Source organism: Pseudomonas sp. NPDC089996, assembly GCF_044748405.1.
Classification (GTDB): Bacteria; Pseudomonadota; Gammaproteobacteria; order Pseudomonadales; family Pseudomonadaceae; genus Aquipseudomonas.
The window spans coordinates 110,634-124,897 of record NZ_JBIVGA010000015.1 but is presented as its reverse complement, the minus strand read 5'-3'; the positions used below and the strand labels follow the sequence as shown (position 1 = coordinate 124,897).

The 14,264-nt window shown below is 62.8% G+C and carries 15 protein-coding genes and 2 tRNA genes; 5 read left to right on the top strand and 12 right to left on the bottom strand.

The window, feature by feature from the left end:
* Positions 1 to 3: 3 nt before the first annotated feature.
* Together ACIPW4_RS23000 and ACIPW4_RS22995 are read right to left on the bottom strand one after the other, a co-directional pair.
* Positions 4 to 80 (bottom strand) — tRNA-Val (locus ACIPW4_RS23000).
* A gap of 180 nt (positions 81 to 260) precedes the next feature.
* Positions 261 to 337 (bottom strand) — tRNA-Val (locus tag ACIPW4_RS22995).
* A gap of 202 nt (positions 338 to 539) precedes the next feature.
* Between ACIPW4_RS22995 and ACIPW4_RS22990 the strand changes: the two genes are divergently transcribed.
* Entirely contained in the window at positions 540 to 1,823 is a 1,284-nt protein-coding gene (locus ACIPW4_RS22990) for an NAD(P)/FAD-dependent oxidoreductase (protein WP_400661802.1), read from the top strand.
* 109 nt (positions 1,824 to 1,932) lie between these two features.
* On the opposite strand, the gene ACIPW4_RS22985 is transcribed toward ACIPW4_RS22990, so the two are convergent.
* Positions 1,933 to 2,676, bottom strand: coding sequence for a peptidase C39 family protein (locus tag ACIPW4_RS22985; protein WP_400661799.1), 744 nt, complete (start codon positions 2,674 to 2,676; stop codon positions 1,933 to 1,935).
* Positions 2,677 to 2,832: 156 nt separating this feature from the next.
* Here ACIPW4_RS22985 and ACIPW4_RS22980 point away from each other — a divergent pair, with 156 nt between their 5' ends.
* Positions 2,833 to 3,012, top strand: coding sequence for a hypothetical protein (locus tag ACIPW4_RS22980; RefSeq protein WP_400661796.1), 180 nt, complete (start codon positions 2,833 to 2,835; stop codon positions 3,010 to 3,012).
* Positions 3,013 to 3,063: 51 nt separating this feature from the next.
* Here ACIPW4_RS22980 and ACIPW4_RS22975 read toward each other — a convergent pair whose 3' ends face one another.
* Both ACIPW4_RS22975 and ACIPW4_RS22970 read right to left on the bottom strand, forming a co-directional pair.
* Positions 3,064 to 3,816 carry a TerC family protein gene (locus tag ACIPW4_RS22975; RefSeq protein WP_008094003.1) on the bottom strand — a complete coding sequence of 251 codons (753 nt, stop codon included), beginning with the start codon at positions 3,814 to 3,816 and terminating at the stop codon, positions 3,064 to 3,066.
* Between the two features lie 29 nt (positions 3,817 to 3,845).
* Positions 3,846 to 4,085 (bottom strand): hypothetical protein, encoded by a 240-nt coding sequence (locus ACIPW4_RS22970; RefSeq protein ID WP_400661793.1) that lies wholly within the window; start codon positions 4,083 to 4,085, stop codon positions 3,846 to 3,848.
* Between the two features lie 132 nt (positions 4,086 to 4,217).
* On the opposite strand from ACIPW4_RS22970, the gene nhaR reads away from it, so the two are divergent.
* From nhaR to ACIPW4_RS22955, 3 genes are all read left to right on the top strand, one after another.
* A complete protein-coding gene (nhaR, locus tag ACIPW4_RS22965; RefSeq protein ID WP_400661790.1) occupies positions 4,218 to 5,111 on the top strand; it encodes a transcriptional activator NhaR in 894 nt (297 codons plus the stop codon).
* A 74-nt stretch (positions 5,112 to 5,185) separates the two neighbouring features.
* The gene (sstT, locus tag ACIPW4_RS22960) at positions 5,186 to 6,397 is read left to right on the top strand and encodes a serine/threonine transporter SstT (RefSeq protein ID WP_400661788.1); all 1,212 of its coding nucleotides are present in this window, start codon (positions 5,186 to 5,188) and stop codon (positions 6,395 to 6,397) included.
* A gap of 87 nt (positions 6,398 to 6,484) precedes the next feature.
* Positions 6,485 to 7,132 carry a YceH family protein gene (locus ACIPW4_RS22955; protein WP_400661786.1) on the top strand — a complete coding sequence of 216 codons (648 nt, stop codon included), beginning with the start codon at positions 6,485 to 6,487 and terminating at the stop codon, positions 7,130 to 7,132.
* Between the two features lie 5 nt (positions 7,133 to 7,137).
* On the opposite strand, the gene ACIPW4_RS22950 is transcribed toward ACIPW4_RS22955, so the two are convergent.
* The 7 genes from ACIPW4_RS22950 to ACIPW4_RS22920 all read right to left on the bottom strand — a co-directional run bounded on the left by ACIPW4_RS22950 (position 7,138) and on the right by ACIPW4_RS22920 (position 14,177).
* On the bottom strand, positions 7,138 to 7,326 hold the full coding sequence (locus tag ACIPW4_RS22950; protein ID WP_400661783.1) for a hypothetical protein: 189 nt from the start codon (positions 7,324 to 7,326) through the stop codon (positions 7,138 to 7,140).
* Between the two features lie 167 nt (positions 7,327 to 7,493).
* On the bottom strand, positions 7,494 to 9,056 hold the full coding sequence (gene ahpF, locus ACIPW4_RS22945; RefSeq protein WP_400661780.1) for an alkyl hydroperoxide reductase subunit F: 1,563 nt from the start codon (positions 9,054 to 9,056) through the stop codon (positions 7,494 to 7,496).
* A 125-nt stretch (positions 9,057 to 9,181) separates the two neighbouring features.
* The gene (gene ahpC, locus ACIPW4_RS22940) at positions 9,182 to 9,745 is read right to left on the bottom strand and encodes an alkyl hydroperoxide reductase subunit C (RefSeq protein ID WP_274909605.1); all 564 of its coding nucleotides are present in this window, start codon (positions 9,743 to 9,745) and stop codon (positions 9,182 to 9,184) included.
* A gap of 294 nt (positions 9,746 to 10,039) precedes the next feature.
* Positions 10,040 to 11,395 carry a glutathione-disulfide reductase gene (gene gorA, locus ACIPW4_RS22935; RefSeq protein ID WP_400661777.1) on the bottom strand — a complete coding sequence of 452 codons (1,356 nt, stop codon included), beginning with the start codon at positions 11,393 to 11,395 and terminating at the stop codon, positions 10,040 to 10,042.
* A gap of 178 nt (positions 11,396 to 11,573) precedes the next feature.
* On the bottom strand, positions 11,574 to 12,413 hold the full coding sequence (galU, locus tag ACIPW4_RS22930) for a UTP--glucose-1-phosphate uridylyltransferase GalU (protein ID WP_400661775.1): 840 nt from the start codon (positions 12,411 to 12,413) through the stop codon (positions 11,574 to 11,576).
* Positions 12,414 to 12,609: 196 nt separating this feature from the next.
* Positions 12,610 to 13,530, bottom strand: a complete 921-nt coding sequence (locus ACIPW4_RS22925; RefSeq protein ID WP_400661773.1) for a c-type cytochrome — start codon at positions 13,528 to 13,530, stop codon at positions 12,610 to 12,612.
* A complete protein-coding gene (locus ACIPW4_RS22920; protein WP_400661771.1) occupies positions 13,527 to 14,177 on the bottom strand; it encodes a c-type cytochrome in 651 nt (216 codons plus the stop codon). Before ACIPW4_RS22920 ends, ACIPW4_RS22925 begins: the two co-directional genes overlap by 4 nt.
* Positions 14,178 to 14,264: the final 87 nt, after the last annotated feature.

Sequence of the window (14,264 nt, the reverse complement as noted above, 5' to 3'; positions counted from 1 at the left end):
GTTTGGTAGGCACAATTGGACTCGAACCAACGACCCCCACCATGTCAAGGTGGTGCTCTAACCAACTGAGCTATGTGCCTGTCGTGTGGTGCGCATATTAGTGATCGAATGCGTACCTGTAAAGCGTTTTTTTCAAAAAAATCAAAAACTTTCAGAAGCCTGCAGGCGCTGGCACCTGCCACCGGGAATGCGCCCATAATGCAAAAAGGGCGACCCTTGCGGATCGCCCTTTTCGATGCCCGGTGAACCGGTGCTTTGTTTGGTAGGCACAATTGGACTCGAACCAACGACCCCCACCATGTCAAGGTGGTGCTCTAACCAACTGAGCTATGTGCCTGTCGTGTGGTGCGCATTCTACCCAATCCAAAAACCCTGTCAACACTTTTTTTCGCGCTAACTCACTGAATCTTAAACTGTTTATAGAGAAGGACCGGCTGGAGGCGAGTAAAGGATTTTCAACGGACGACTAGCGGGTGTTTATTATTATTGATAGCATCGGTACATTCGTTAAAAATATAAAACACAGAGGTTCCTGCAGCATGGCTAACACCCCCTACCCCCAGTCCTACTACGCCGCCTCGGCCAACCCGGTGCCGCCACGTCCGGCGCTGCAGGGTGAGGTGGAAACCGATATCTGTATCATCGGCGCCGGCTACACCGGCCTGTCCAGCGCGCTGTTCCTGCTGGAAAACGGCTTCAAGGTGAGCATCGTCGAAGCCGCCAAGGTCGGCTTCGGCGCATCGGGCCGCAACGGTGGCCAGATCGTCAACAGCTACAGCCGCGACATCGACGTCATCGAACGCACCGTCGGCCCCAAGGAAGCGCAACTGCTGGGCCACATGGCCTTCGAAGGCGGCCGCATCATCCGTGAGCGCGTGGCCAAGTACAACATCCAGTGCGACCTGAAGGACGGCGGCGTATTCGCAGCACTGACCGCCAAGCAGATGGGCCACCTGGAGTCGCAGAAACGCCTGTGGGAGCGCTTTGGTCACAACCAACTGGAGCTGATGGACCAGAAGCGCATCCGTGAAGTGGTCGCCTGTGACAGCTATATCGGCGGCATGCTGGACATGAGCGGCGGCCACATCCACCCGCTGAACCTGGCCCTGGGCGAAGCGGCTGCGGTCGAATCGCTGGGCGGCATCATTTATGAAGAAACCCCCGCCATCCGCATCGAGCGTGGTGCCAACCCGGTGGTGCACACCCCGCAAGGCAAGGTCCGCGCCAAGTTCATCATCGTTGCCGGCAACGCCTACCTGGGCAACCTGGTACCAGAACTGGCCGCCAAGTCGATGCCATGCGGCACCCAGGTGATCACCACCGAACCGCTGGGCGAAGAGCTGGCTCGCACCCTGCTGCCGCAGGACTACTGCGTGGAAGACTGCAACTACCTGCTCGACTACTACCGCCTGACCAGTGACAAGCGCCTGATCTTCGGCGGTGGCGTGGTGTACGGTGCGCGCGACCCGGCCAACATCGAAGCGATCATTCGCCCGAAGATGCTCAAGGCCTTCCCGCAACTGAAGAACGTGAAGATCGACTACGCCTGGACCGGCAACTTCCTGCTGACCCTGTCGCGCCTGCCGCAGGTCGGCCGGATCGGCGACAACATCTACTACTCGCAGGGTTGCTCGGGTCACGGCGTGACCTACACCCACCTGGCGGGCAAGGTGCTGGCCGAGGCCCTGCGTGGCCAGGCCGAGCGGTTCGACGCCTTCGCCGGTTTGCCGCACTACCCGTTCCCGGGCGGCCAGATGCTGCGTGTGCCGTTCAGCGCCATTGGTGCCTGGTACTACAGCCTGCGCGACCGTCTGGGCTTCTGATGTAGGCAGGCCTGGCCCTTTCGCGGGCAAGCCCGCCCACAGGATGTGTGTGATGGCACACCACCCTGTGGGAGCGGGTTCACCCGCGAAAGGGCCGGCGCAGGCATTGCTACTTGTTCAGGCTGCGCACGGCCTGCTTCGCCGCAACCTCCTGGCCCGCCCGGGCCAGTTCGTCGGCAGCCTGCAGCCAACGCTGGCGGTCCACCTGGGCCGGCAGCTGGCGCGGTGGCTGCACCAGCACCGCCCAACTCCCCTCCTTTGCCCACGCCGAGGCGAAGTCGTCGAACGTCATCAGCTGGCGCCGATGCATGCCTGAGCGCAGCAGCACCCGCTTCTTGTAGCTGTCATAGCCGATCAGCACCGCGTAACGCGGCTCGCTCCACCACGCCGAACCCTCCTCGTATCGCAGCAACACCGGATTGCCGGCAGCCACCTGGGCCAGCAGGGCATCCAGCTGCTTGTCCAGCGGGTACACGACCATGCCGTACTCACGCGCCACACGCGGGATGCCGGCTTCCAGCGCCTCGGCCGCCTCCGGCAGCTTCAGCGGTTTGTCCAGCAGCCCTGGAGTGATCGGCGCACCTTGCTGCGAGAGCAGCGCGGCCAGGGCCATCGCCCCGCTGTGGTTGGCGTTGCCGCGGTAGAACGGCACGCTGCTGATTTCGACCCGTTGAGGCAGGCCCTTGAGGCTTGCCGGTGGTGCACTGGCACAGCCGCCCAGGGTCGCTGCCAGCAGGCAGGCGACCAATAGCTGACGCGGGCCGCTAACCCGGCGCTTGCAGGAATGTTGCTCCATGGACACTCGCTTGTTCCGATGCCAGGCAGGCAGCGCCCGGCTCTGGCCACCGATCATAGGGCGCTGCGTTGCGCGGGTATAGTCCGACGACAGAACGGAACCAATCGGCTTAAGCAATCGACCTTTGGTCAATGGAACGTCATGGGCGGGCAGCTAGACTAAAGCTGTGTCTGGAGGGCGAACCGCAGGTTGGCCCGCGAGAAGGAGGCACACATGAGCCTGACCATGGCAATCCTCATGCTGGTGGGTATGTGGCTGAGCGTCGCAGCCGCCATGCTGTGGGGCGTTCTGCGAATCGTACGGCGTCACTCCCAGCATCACCACCTGCCGCCGCAAGGCGCCGCCAAGGCGCAGCCCGTGCGCAGGGCGCGGCGACCTGCCGGGGTGCTTTAGGCACCTCCACCTGAATGCGAACGGGGCGCAAAGCGCCCCGTTTTTTTTGCATCAGCCTTCGGCGGCTTCGCGCTTCAGCCGCGCCCGGCGAGCCAGGATGTTGAGCATCTCGATCACCGTCGAGAAGGCCATCGCCGCATATACATAGCCTTTCGGAACGTGGGCGCCAAAACCTTCGGCGATCAGCGTCATGCCGATCATGATCAGGAAGCCCAGGGCCAGCATGACCACGGTCGGGTTGTCGTTGATGAAGTTGGCCAGCGGGTCGGCGGCCACCATCATGACGATCACGGCGGTGATGACGGCGATGATCATGATCGGCAGGTGCTCGGTCATGCCCACGGCCGTGATGATGCTGTCGACCGAGAAGACGATGTCCAGCAGCAGGATCTGGAAAATCGCCGCCGCGAAACCGAGGGTGACCGTGGAAGAAACCTTGGCTTCTTCCTTGGCGCCGTGCGGGTCGACGTTCTCGTGGATTTCCTTGGTGGCCTTCCACAGCAGGAACAGGCCGCCGGCAATCAGGATCACGTCCTTCCAGGAGAAGGCGTTGCCGAACACTTCGAATACCGGGTCGGTCAACTGCACGATCCAGGCCACGGTGCTGAGCAGGGCCAGGCGCATCACCAGGGCCATGCTGATACCGATACGGCGCGCCTTGGAGCGGTACTCCACAGGCAGTTTGTTGGTCAGGATCGAGATGAAGATCAGGTTGTCGATGCCCAGTACCACTTCCATGGCCACCAGGGTAGCCAGGGCGACCCAGGCGGTAGGGCTAGCGGCGAGTTCCAGCAAGTATTCCATTGTTCAGATCCTGAAGCGGCGGTTAGGGGTCAAATTTCCTGGGTGTGGTCTTTCTTCTCGGCTTCCTTGGGCTTGTGGCCCTCGGTGCCGATGGCATCGCTCAATGCTTGCTGGGCAGCCTTGTTGGTGTCGTCGATGGCCTGCTTGGCTGATTGCGCGGCCTGGTCGAGCATCTGCTGGGCCGATTTCTCGGCCTGGTCGCAACCGGCCAGGGCGAACAGCGCCAAAGCCAGCACCAGCGGGGTGCCAATGGATTTGAGTTGCAGCATGGTGTCCTCGCTTGAAAAATCCCGGCGGCGCGAAGCGCCTCATGGGGACGCATTCTAAAGACGACAATAGTTCAGGAAAATTCGTATTTTCAGCGTATATACTTCGGTTTTTACGAATCGAGACCCGCGCACGTGCTCAACTACCGCCAGCTCCATTACTTCTGGGCCGTGGCCAAGACTGGCAGCGTCGCCCGCGCCAGCGAACAGCTTAACCTGACGCCGCAGACCATCAGCGGGCAGATCAGCCTGTTCGAGCAGACCTACGGGCTGGAATTGTTCCAGCGCGTAGGTCGGCAGCTGGAGCTGACCGAAACTGGCCGCCAGGCGCTGGTGTACGCCGAGCAGATGTTCCAGATCGGCGGCGAACTGGAGGCCATGCTCCGGGCTGGCCCCCAGGAGCAGATCCTGTTCCGCGTAGGGGTGGCCGATGTGGTGCCGAAGTCGATCGTCTATCGCCTGCTGGCCCCGACCATGGCGCTGGACGAGGGGCTGCGCATCAACTGCCGCGAAGACAAACTCGAACGGCTGCTGGCAGACCTGGCGATCCAGCGCCTGGACCTGGTGATTTCCGACAGCCCAATGCCTGGCCACCTGGATATCAAGGGCTACAGCCAGAAGCTCGGCGAATGCGGGCTGAGTTTTTTCGCCACCCCGGCCCTGGTCAGCCAGTACCCCGGCCCCTTCCCCGCCTGCCTGCAGGATGCGCCGCTGTTGATTCCCGGCCCGGAAACGGTGATGCGCAGCCGCCTGTTGCGCTGGCTGGGCGAGCAGCAGGTGCAGCCGAGGATCGTCGGCGAGTTCGATGACAGTGCGCTGATGCAGGCGTTCGGCCAGTCGGGCAGTGGGGTTTTCGTCGCGCCCAGCGTAATTGCCGAGGAAGTGTGCCGCCAGTATGGCGTCGAGCTGATCGGCCAGACCGAAGCGGTGCATGAGTCGTTCTATGCCATTTCGGTGGAACGCAAGGTCAAGCACCCCGGGATCATGGCGATTACCGAGGGGGCGCGACGCGAGCTGTTTCATTGGTAGTGGCTCGCCGGCGATAGGGCCGGGCCTGATGTGCTAGAGTCGCGCCCTTTGAAGATTTCGAGACTCCGCTGCACATGAAGCCCGTTCTGCGCCTCCTCAACCACACCAGCCTGGTGACCCAGATCGTCATCGGCCTGATCGCCGGCATCGCCCTGGCCCTGTTGGCACCTGGCATCGCCCTTGACCTGGCCATCCTCGGCAAGGTGTTCGTCAGCGCCCTCAAGGCCGTGGCGCCGGTGCTGGTGTTCATCCTGGTCATGGCGTCGATCGCCAACCACCGCCACGGCCAGGAAACCCACATCCGCCCGATCCTCTGGCTGTACTTGCTGGGTACCTTCGCCGCCGCTGCGGTGGCCGTGGTCTCCAGCATGCTGTTCCCTTCCCACCTGGCCCTGAGCGCCGGGGAGGCGGCCCTGAGCGCGCCGGGCGGCATTGGCGAGGTATTGCAGAACCTGCTGCTGAGCGCGGTCGACAACCCGGTCAACGCCTTGCTCAAGGGCAACTTCATCGGTGTGCTGACCTGGGCCATCGGCCTGGGCGTTGCCCTGCGCCATGCCAACCAGACCACCCGCACCGTGGTCGAGGACTTGTCCAATGGCGTGACCCTGATCGTGCGCGTGGTCATCCGCTTCGCCCCGCTGGGCATCTTCGGCCTGGTCAGCTCGACCCTGGCGCAGTCGGGCCTGAGCGCGCTGCTCGGCTACCTGCACCTGCTGGCCGTGCTGATCGGCTGCATGCTGTTCGTGGCGCTGGTGATGAACCCGCTGATCGTGTTCTGGAAGATCCGCCGCAACCCCTACCCGCTGACCTTGCTGTGCCTGCGTGAAAGCGGCATCACCGCGTTCTTCACGCGCAGCTCGGCGGCCAACATCCCGGTCAACCTGGCGCTGTCGGAGCGCCTGGGGCTGCATGAAGACACCTATTCGGTGTCGATCCCGCTGGGGGCGACCATCAACATGGCCGGCGCAGCGATCACCATTACCGTGCTGACCCTGGCGGCGGTGCATACCCTGGGCATTGTGGTCGACTTGCCGACGGCCGTGCTGCTCAGCGTGGTGGCGGCCATCTGCGCCTGTGGTGCCTCCGGGGTCGCGGGCGGTTCGCTGCTGCTGATCCCGCTGGCGTGCAGCCTGTTCGGCATCCCTAGCGAGATTGCCATGCAGGTAGTGGCGGTGGGCTTCATCATCGGGGTGCTGCAGGACTCGGCGGAGACTGCGCTGAATTCTTCGACCGATGTACTGTTCACTGCGGCGGCTTGCCTGGCTGAAGAGCGGCGCAGCGTCTGAGATTGCCGGGGCCGCTTTGCGGTCCCAATTGCCTTACATCGCGCCTTTACCTACGCTAGTGGCCTTTCCCCAGCACGAGACAGGGCCATGTCAGAACATCAAACCGAAGGCGAAGGCCGCTTCAGCAGCATCGAGATCCGCATTCTCGGCGCACTGATCGAGAAGCAGGCCACCAGCCCGGAAAGCTACCCGCTGACCCTCAATGCCCTGGTCCTGGCCTGCAACCAGAAGACCAGCCGCGAACCGGTCATGAACCTCACCCAGGGCCAGGTCGGCCAGGCCCTGCGCGCACTCGAAGGCCAGGACATGACCCGCCTGCAGATGGGCAGCCGCGCCGACCGTTGGGAACAGCGGGTGGACAAGGCCCTGGAACTGGTGCCGGCGCAGCTGGTGCTGATGGGCCTGCTGTTCCTGCGTGGCCCGCAGACCCTCAATGAACTGCTGACCCGCAGCAACCGCCTGCACGACTTCGACGACACCGACCAGATCCAGCATCAGCTCGAGCGCTTGATTTCGCGCGACCTGGCCCTGCACCTGCCACGCCAGGCCGGGCAACGGGAAGACCGCTATACCCATGCCCTCGGTGACCCGGCAGAAATCGAGGCGATTCTGGCAGCGCGCCAGCAGGAAGGGGGCGTTCGCGGCAGTGGTGGCACTGTTTCGGAGGACCGGATGGAAGCCTTGGAGGCGCGGATCGCGGCGCTGGAGGCACGCGTGGCCGAACTGGAAGGCTGAACCTTCTACGGCTCAGCCTCGGGGAAGTTGCGGCAGCTCTTGCGCTCGGCCAGCTCCTGGTCACTGGGGCGCTGGTCGACGAACACGGTGCGCCCGCCTTCGTAGATCTCGAGGTAGCCCCAGTGCAGGTCCTGCTCTTGCTGGCCGGGCTTGGGTGGGACTAGCCACCAGGGTTCGCGGCTGATCAGGGTCATGGTGAAGCTCCTGAGGGTGTCTGCGGTAAGCATAGACACCCTCGGATGATGCTTTGCTTGTACCGGCCCTTTCGCGGGCACGCCCGCTCCCACAGGTTCTCCACTGCCCTTTGGTCCAGTGAATTACCTGTGGGAGCGGGCGTGCCCGCGAAGAGACCACTGCAGGCTTATGCTGGTGCCGAGGTGCGGATCAGGTGGTCGAACGCCGCCAGCGAGGCCTTGGCGCCCTCACCCACCGCGATGACGATCTGCTTGTACGGCACGGTGGTCACGTCACCTGCGGCAAACACACCGGGCACACTGGTCTGGCCTTTGGCGTCGACGATGATCTCGCCACGTGGCGACAGCTCGACAGTGCCCTTGAGCCAATCGGTGTTCGGCAGCAAGCCGATCTGCACGAAGATGCCTTCCAGTGCCAGGTCATGCACCTGGTCGGTACTGCGATCCTTGTAACGCAAGCCGGTCACTTTCTCGCCATTGCCGACCACTTCGGTAGTCAGCGCGCTGGTGATCACCGTGACGTTCGGCAGGCTGTGCAGCTTGCGCTGCAGCACCGCGTCGGCACGCAACTGGCTGTCGAACTCGATCAACGTCACCTGGGCGACGATACCGGCCAGGTCGATGGCCGCTTCCACCCCCGAGTTGCCACCACCGATCACCGCCACGCGCTTGCCCTTGAACAGCGGGCCGTCGCAGTGCGGGCAGTAGGCCACGCCACGGGCGCGGTATTCCTGCTCGCCTGGCACGTTCATTTCCCGCCAGCGGGCGCCGGTGGCAAGGATCACGGTCTTGGCCTTGAGCGAGGCGCCGCCGGCCAGGCGCACTTCATGCAAGCCGCCATCGGTGGCCGGGATCAGCGCTTCGCCGCGCTGCAGGTTCATGATGTCGACGTCGTACTGCTTGACGTGCTCTTCCAGCGCCGTGGCCAGCTTCGGCCCTTCGGTTTCCTGTACCGATATGAAGTTCTCGATGGCCAGGGTGTCGAGCACCTGGCCGCCGAAACGCTCGGCGGCGACACCGGTGCGGATGCCTTTACGTGCGGCATAGATGGCCGCCGCAGCGCCGGCGGGGCCACCACCGACCACCAGCACGTCGAAGGCGTCCTTGGCGTTGATCTTCTCGGCCTGGCGGGTGCCTGCACTGGTGTCGATCTTGCCGAGGATTTCTTCCAGGCCCATGCGGCCCTGGCCAAACAGTTCGCCGTTCAGGTAGATGCTCGGCACCGCCATGATCTTGCGCGACTCGACTTCTTCCTGGAACAACGCACCGTCGATAGCCACGTGGCGCACATTCGGGTTGAGCACCGCCATCAGGTTCAGTGCCTGGACCACATCCGGGCAGTTCTGGCACGACAGCGAGAAGTAGGTTTCGAAGGTGAACTCGCCTTCCAACGCCTGGATCTGCTCGATCACCTCGCTACTGGCCTTGGACGGGTGGCCGCCGACTTGCAGCAGCGCCAGCACCAGGGAGGTGAATTCGTGGCCCATGGGGATGCCGGCGAAGCGCAGGCTGATGTCGGCACCCGGGCGGTTCAGCGTGAACGAAGGACGACGGGCATCACTGCCGTCCGCGCTGAAGGTAATGAGGTTGGACAGGCCGGCGATTTCCGCCAGCAGGTCGTGTAATTCGCGGGACTTCGCGCCGTCGTCGAGGGAGGCAACGATCTCGATCGGCTGGGTGACCCGCTCGAGGTAGGTTTTCAGTTGCGATTTAAGCGTGGCGTCCAACATACGGGCGATTCCTTTTTCAAAACTCGGATACAAAAACGCCCAGGCGAGGTCGCCCGGGCGCTTTTACGGGGCGGCAGGTACTTCAGCTTTGGCGGCTGTCTACCGCCCGCGACGTGCACATCGGCTTAGATCTTGCCGACCAGGTCCAGCGACGGCGCCAGGGTGGCTTCGCCTTCTTTCCACTTGGCCGGGCAGACTTCGCCTGGGTGGGCGGCAACGTACTGGGCAGCCTTCACTTTGCGCAGCAGCTCGGCTGCGTCGCGGCCGACACCACCGTCGTTCAGTTCGACGATCTTGATCTGGCCTTCCGGGTTGATCACGAAGGTACCGCGATCGGCCAGGCCGGCTTCTTCGATCAGCACGTCGAAGTTGCGCGAGATGATGTGGGTCGGGTCACCGATCAGCGGGTACTGGATCTTGCCGATGGTGTCCGAAGTGTCGTGCCAGGCTTTGTGGGTGAAGTGGGTGTCGGTCGACACACCGTAGATTTCCACGCCCAGCTTCTGGAACTCGGCGTAGTTGTCGGCGAGGTCACCCAGCTCGGTCGGGCAGACGAAGGTGAAGTCGGCCGGGTAGAAGAACACGACGGACCACTTGCCTTTCAGGTCGGCTTCGCTGACCTGAACGAACTCGCCTTTGTGGTAGGCGGTGGCGTTGAACGGTTTGACCTGGCTGTTGATGATTGGCATGAGAGACGCTCCTTCATGGGGTTGGAATCAGTTGATGGAGAGAATCCTAACCGCTGGTCCCGATAAAGGCTCATTGGCAAAGCTCATGCTTGTGATTGGTTTTGGCTATAACCGCAGATAATTAATAGAAGGGAATGGGCTGAGCAAAGGATTGCGCGTTTGGCGCTGGAAATTGTAGGAGCGGCCTTGCGTCGCGAAAGGGCTGCAAAGCAGCCCCAGCTCATTGAGCGTCGCCGCTGATATCCTGGGGCCGCTTTGCGGCCCTTTCGCGGCACAAGGCCGCTCCCTACATGATCAGCGGGTAACAGTGCGCATCGTGACGAACTCTTCAGCGGCAGTCGGGTGCACGCCAATGGTCTCGTCGAACTGCTGCTTGGTTGCTCCGGCCTTGAGGGCTATACCCAGGCCCTGGACGATCTCGCCGGCATCAGGGCCGACCATGTGGCAGCCCAGCACCTTGTCAGTCTCGGCGTCCACTACCAGCTTCATCAGGGTCTTTTCCTGGATGTCGGTGAGGGTCAGCTTCATGGCGCGGAAGCGGCTCTCGAAGATCTGCACCTTGTGCCCGGCTTCCAGCGCCTGCTCTTCGGTCAGGCCGACAGTACCGATCGGCGGCTGGCTGAACACGGCGGTCGGGATGTTCTGGTAATCCACCGGGCGGTACTGCTCAGGCTTGAACAAGCGCCGCGCCACGGCCATGCCTTCGGCCAGGGCCACGGGGGTGAGTTGCACGCGGCCGATCACATCGCCGATGGCGAGGATCGACGGGGCGGTGGTCTGGTACTGCTCGTCGACGCGGATGAAGCCGCGGGCGTCCAGTTCCACACCGGTGTTTTCCAGGCCCAGGTTGTCGAGCATCGGGCGGCGGCCGGTGGCGTAGAACACACAATCGGCGACCAGCTCGCGGCCGTCCTTGAGAGTGGCTTTCAGGCTGCCGTCTTCAAGCTTGTCGATGCGCTGAATGTCGGCGTTGAACTGCAGGTTCAGGCCGCGCTTTTCCAGTTCTTCCTTGAGGTGGGTGCGTACCGAGCCGTCAAAGCCGCGCAGGAACAGGTCACCGCGATAGAGTAAGGTGGTGTCGGCGCCCAGGCCCTGGAAGATACCGGCGAACTCCACGGCGATGTAGCCACCGCCGACCACCAGCACGCGGCGCGGCAGCGCTTTGAGGTAGAACGCCTCGTTGGAGGTGATGGCCAGTTCCTTGCCCGGAATGTCCGGCACCTGCGGCCAGCCGCCAGTGGCAATCAGGATGTGCTCGGTGCTGTAGCGCTGGCCGTCCACTTCCACTTCATTGGCGCCAGTGATGCGTGCATGACCTTGCAGCAAGGTCACGCCGCTGTTCACCAGCAAATTGCGGTAGATGCCGTTGAGGCGCTCGATTTCGCGGTTTTTGTTGGCAATCAGCGTGCCCCAGTCGAAGTGGCCTTCTTCAAGGGTCCAGCCGAAGCCGGCGGCCTGTTCCAGCTCATCGGCGACGTGGGCGCCATACACCAGCAGTTTCTTCGGCACGCACCCGACGTTGACGCAGGTGCCGCCCAGGTAGCGGCTCTCGGCCACTGCCACTTTTGCACCAAAGCCCGCAGCGAAGCGCGCCGCACGCACACCGCCGGAACCGGCGCCAATCACGAACAGATCAAAATCGTAGGCCATGTATTCACTCTCCTAGGCAGGCGCCCAGCATAACGCACTGGGGCCGCTTTGCGCCCCTTCGCGGGCACGCCCGCTCCCACACGACCTGCGCAAACCCAAGGATCTGCACACTACCTGTAGGAGCGGGCGCGCCCGCGAAGGGCCGCGAAGCGGCCCCAGTCATCAGCAGCGGCGTGAATCAGTACGCCTTGCCGGCCTTGTAGAAATTCTCGAAGCAGAAGTTGGTTGCCTCGATGTAGCCTTCGGCGCCGCCGCAGTCGAAACGCTTGCCTTGGAACTTGTAGGCGATCACATCGCCATTGGCAGCCTGCTTCATCAGCGCGTCGGTGATCTGGATCTCGCCACCTTTGCCCGGCTCGGTCTGTTCGATCTTGTCGAAGATGTCCGGGGTCAGGATGTAGCGACCGATGATCGCCAGGTTGGACGGTGCATCTTCCGGCTTCGGCTTTTCGACCATGGAGGAGACGCGGAAAATGCCAGGCTTGATCTCTTCACCGGCAATGACGCCGTACTTGTTGGTTTCCTGTGGATCGACTTCCTGGATAGCGACGATCGAGCAACGGTACTTCTTGTACAGCTCGACCATCTGCGCGAGTACCCCGTCGCCCTCGAGGTTCACACACAGGTCGTCGGCCAGCACAACGGCGAACGGCTCGTCACCGATCAGCGGGCGGCCGGTCAGGATGGCGTGGCCCAGGCCCTTCATTTCGGTCTGGCGGGTGTAGGAGAACGAGCATTCGTCGAGCAGACGACGGATACCGACCAGGTATTTTTCCTTGTCGGTACCCTTGATCTGATTTTCCAGCTCGTAGCTGATGTCGAAGTGGTCTTCAAGGGCGCGCTTGCCGCGACCGGTGACGATGGAAATCTCGTTCAGACCAGCATCCAATGCTTCTTCAACGCCATACTGGATCAGTGGCTTGTTGACCACCGGCAGCATTTCCTTGGGCATGGCTTTGGTAGCAGGCAGGAAGCGAGTGCCGTAGCCGGCTGCCGGGAACAAGCATTTCTTGATCATAAACATCCTTAAACATAGGCGAGGCCTGTGGAATTCGGCGCAGTCTAATCAGGCGGCATGCAGCTTACAATGCCCTGCCCGTGACGACCGCTGCCATCATAGAGATAACCCAGTGTAGATAGTTCCAAAAAGTTCGTGAAAAACCCGTCATCGGCCCCCTTCGAGGTAGCCACGAAAAGGCCGGCGAAACCGGGTTTCAGCTGCCACTGCCCTGCCCGACCAGCACCCCGTCGACCTGCTGGCCATACAGATTGATGCCATCGTTGGCATGGAACTTCAACCGCGTCTTCTCAATGGAGCCGTCCACCAGCCGTGGGTCCTGAGGGCGCTCGTGACGGTTGACCCAGGCGGCCACGTCCCAGGCCTGCTGATCGCTGAGGCTGCCCGGTTTGCCCAAGGGCATGTTGTACTTGATGAACGACGCCGCAGTGTTGATGCGGTGCATGCCAGCGCCCCAGTTATAAGCGTCCTTGCCCCACAGTGGCGGCATCACATACTCACCGGCCACCTTCTGCCCCTGGCCGCTGTCGCCGTGACAGATGGCACACTGATCGCGATAGACCTGCTGGCCGCGCGTGAAGTCGTAACCGCCCTTTGGCTGTGGCACCTCGGGGTAGCCACGACCGGCAATTTCCACGCCCGTGGGCGCCTGGGTCGAAAGCCAGTAGGCATAGACCGACAATGCCGTCATCTGCGCGCTGTCGGCAGCCGGCGGTTTGCCATTCATACTGAACTGGAAGCAGCCCTGAATGCGCTCGGCAAAGGTATTCACCTTGTCGTTTTTCTTGCGGTAGGCCGGGTACAGCGGATAGGCGCCCCACAGCGGCGCTGAATGCGTCAGGCGGCCCTGGTCGAGGTGGCAGTTGCTGCAGTTCATGCCATTGCCGACAGCCTCGGGCATGAGGCGGCGGGTATCGACAAACAGCGCGTGGCCTTCGCGAACCATGTTGCCAAAGGCGTTGTCCGGCAGGTCGCTTTCGCTTGGCGGTGCGAACTGCGGCGCGGCCTGCGCAGCGGGAACTTTGAGTTGCGACTGGTCTTCCATGGCGATGGGCGCCTGATTGGCCAAGGCATTGCCCATGGCCAGCAACGCCCACATTGGCAGCAGGGTCTTCATGGTTTGACCTCCGGGCTGGCGGGCTGGGCGAAGTATTCGGCAATCGCCTTCACTTCGGCGTCGGTCATGGCCTTGGCCACGCCTGCCATCAACTGGTTGGGGTCATTGCTGCGGCTGCCGTTGCGCCAGCCGTTGAGTTGCGCCGTCAGGTAGGCAGCGGGCTGCCCGGCCAGCGGCGGGAAGTGCTCGCCGACGCCACTGCCGCCTGGGCCATGACATTGCACGCAACCAGGGATCTGCCGGCTCCAGTCGCCGTAGAGGGCCAGGCGTTCGGTGGGGTTGCTCGCTATCTGCTGGCGACGCAAGGCTGGGGCAGGATCACCCGGCAGGCCGGCCAGGTAATGGCTGACGGCTTCAATCTCGTCTTCGCTCAGGGCTTTGGCAAGCGGCGCCATGATCGGCTGCTGACGGCTGCCATTGCGCCAGTCCTGCAACTGCTTGCGCAGGTAACCGGCCGGCAGGCCAGCCAGGCGGGGGAACCCTGCGGCGGCAACCCCCTTGCCGTCCGGGCCATGGCAGCCCAGGCAAGCCATGGCAGCGGGGTTGGCCCCGCCCTGGGTAAAGATTTTCTGGCCATCGGCGGCATGCGCCGCGGGCCAGGCCAGGATCAGCAGGCTGCCGATCACGACGCGACTCAACGGTGTCATCACGAATCTCCATTTCTTTTGTTATAAGCTTAGGCTTAAAAAACATAAGCAAATGGATACTAGCCCTGTAAGGGAATTCGCAACAAC

Coding starts and splice junctions, on each gene's coding strand:
- sstT (WP_400661788.1), top strand. CDS start 5,186: ATGAAGCCCGTTCTGCGCCTCCTCAACCACACCAGCCTGGTGACCCAG.
- ahpF (WP_400661780.1), bottom strand. CDS start 9,056: ATGTTGGACGCCACGCTTAAATCGCAACTGAAAACCTACCTCGAGCGG.
- ACIPW4_RS22925 (WP_400661773.1), bottom strand. CDS start 13,530: ATGAAGACCCTGCTGCCAATGTGGGCGTTGCTGGCCATGGGCAATGCC.
- ahpC (WP_274909605.1), bottom strand. CDS start 9,745: ATGCCAATCATCAACAGCCAGGTCAAACCGTTCAACGCCACCGCCTAC.
- gorA (WP_400661777.1), bottom strand. CDS start 11,395: ATGGCCTACGATTTTGATCTGTTCGTGATTGGCGCCGGTTCCGGCGGT.
- ACIPW4_RS22955 (WP_400661786.1), top strand. CDS start 6,485: ATGTCAGAACATCAAACCGAAGGCGAAGGCCGCTTCAGCAGCATCGAG.
- galU (WP_400661775.1), bottom strand. CDS start 12,413: ATGATCAAGAAATGCTTGTTCCCGGCAGCCGGCTACGGCACTCGCTTC.
- ACIPW4_RS22985 (WP_400661799.1), bottom strand. CDS start 2,676: ATGATCGGTGGCCAGAGCCGGGCGCTGCCTGCCTGGCATCGGAACAAG.
- ACIPW4_RS22990 (WP_400661802.1), top strand. CDS start 540: ATGGCTAACACCCCCTACCCCCAGTCCTACTACGCCGCCTCGGCCAAC.
- ACIPW4_RS22980 (WP_400661796.1), top strand. CDS start 2,833: ATGAGCCTGACCATGGCAATCCTCATGCTGGTGGGTATGTGGCTGAGC.
- ACIPW4_RS22920 (WP_400661771.1), bottom strand. CDS start 14,177: ATGACACCGTTGAGTCGCGTCGTGATCGGCAGCCTGCTGATCCTGGCC.
- ACIPW4_RS22975 (WP_008094003.1), bottom strand. CDS start 3,816: ATGGAATACTTGCTGGAACTCGCCGCTAGCCCTACCGCCTGGGTCGCC.
- ACIPW4_RS22970 (WP_400661793.1), bottom strand. CDS start 4,085: ATGCTGCAACTCAAATCCATTGGCACCCCGCTGGTGCTGGCTTTGGCG.
- ACIPW4_RS22950 (WP_400661783.1), bottom strand. CDS start 7,326: ATGACCCTGATCAGCCGCGAACCCTGGTGGCTAGTCCCACCCAAGCCC.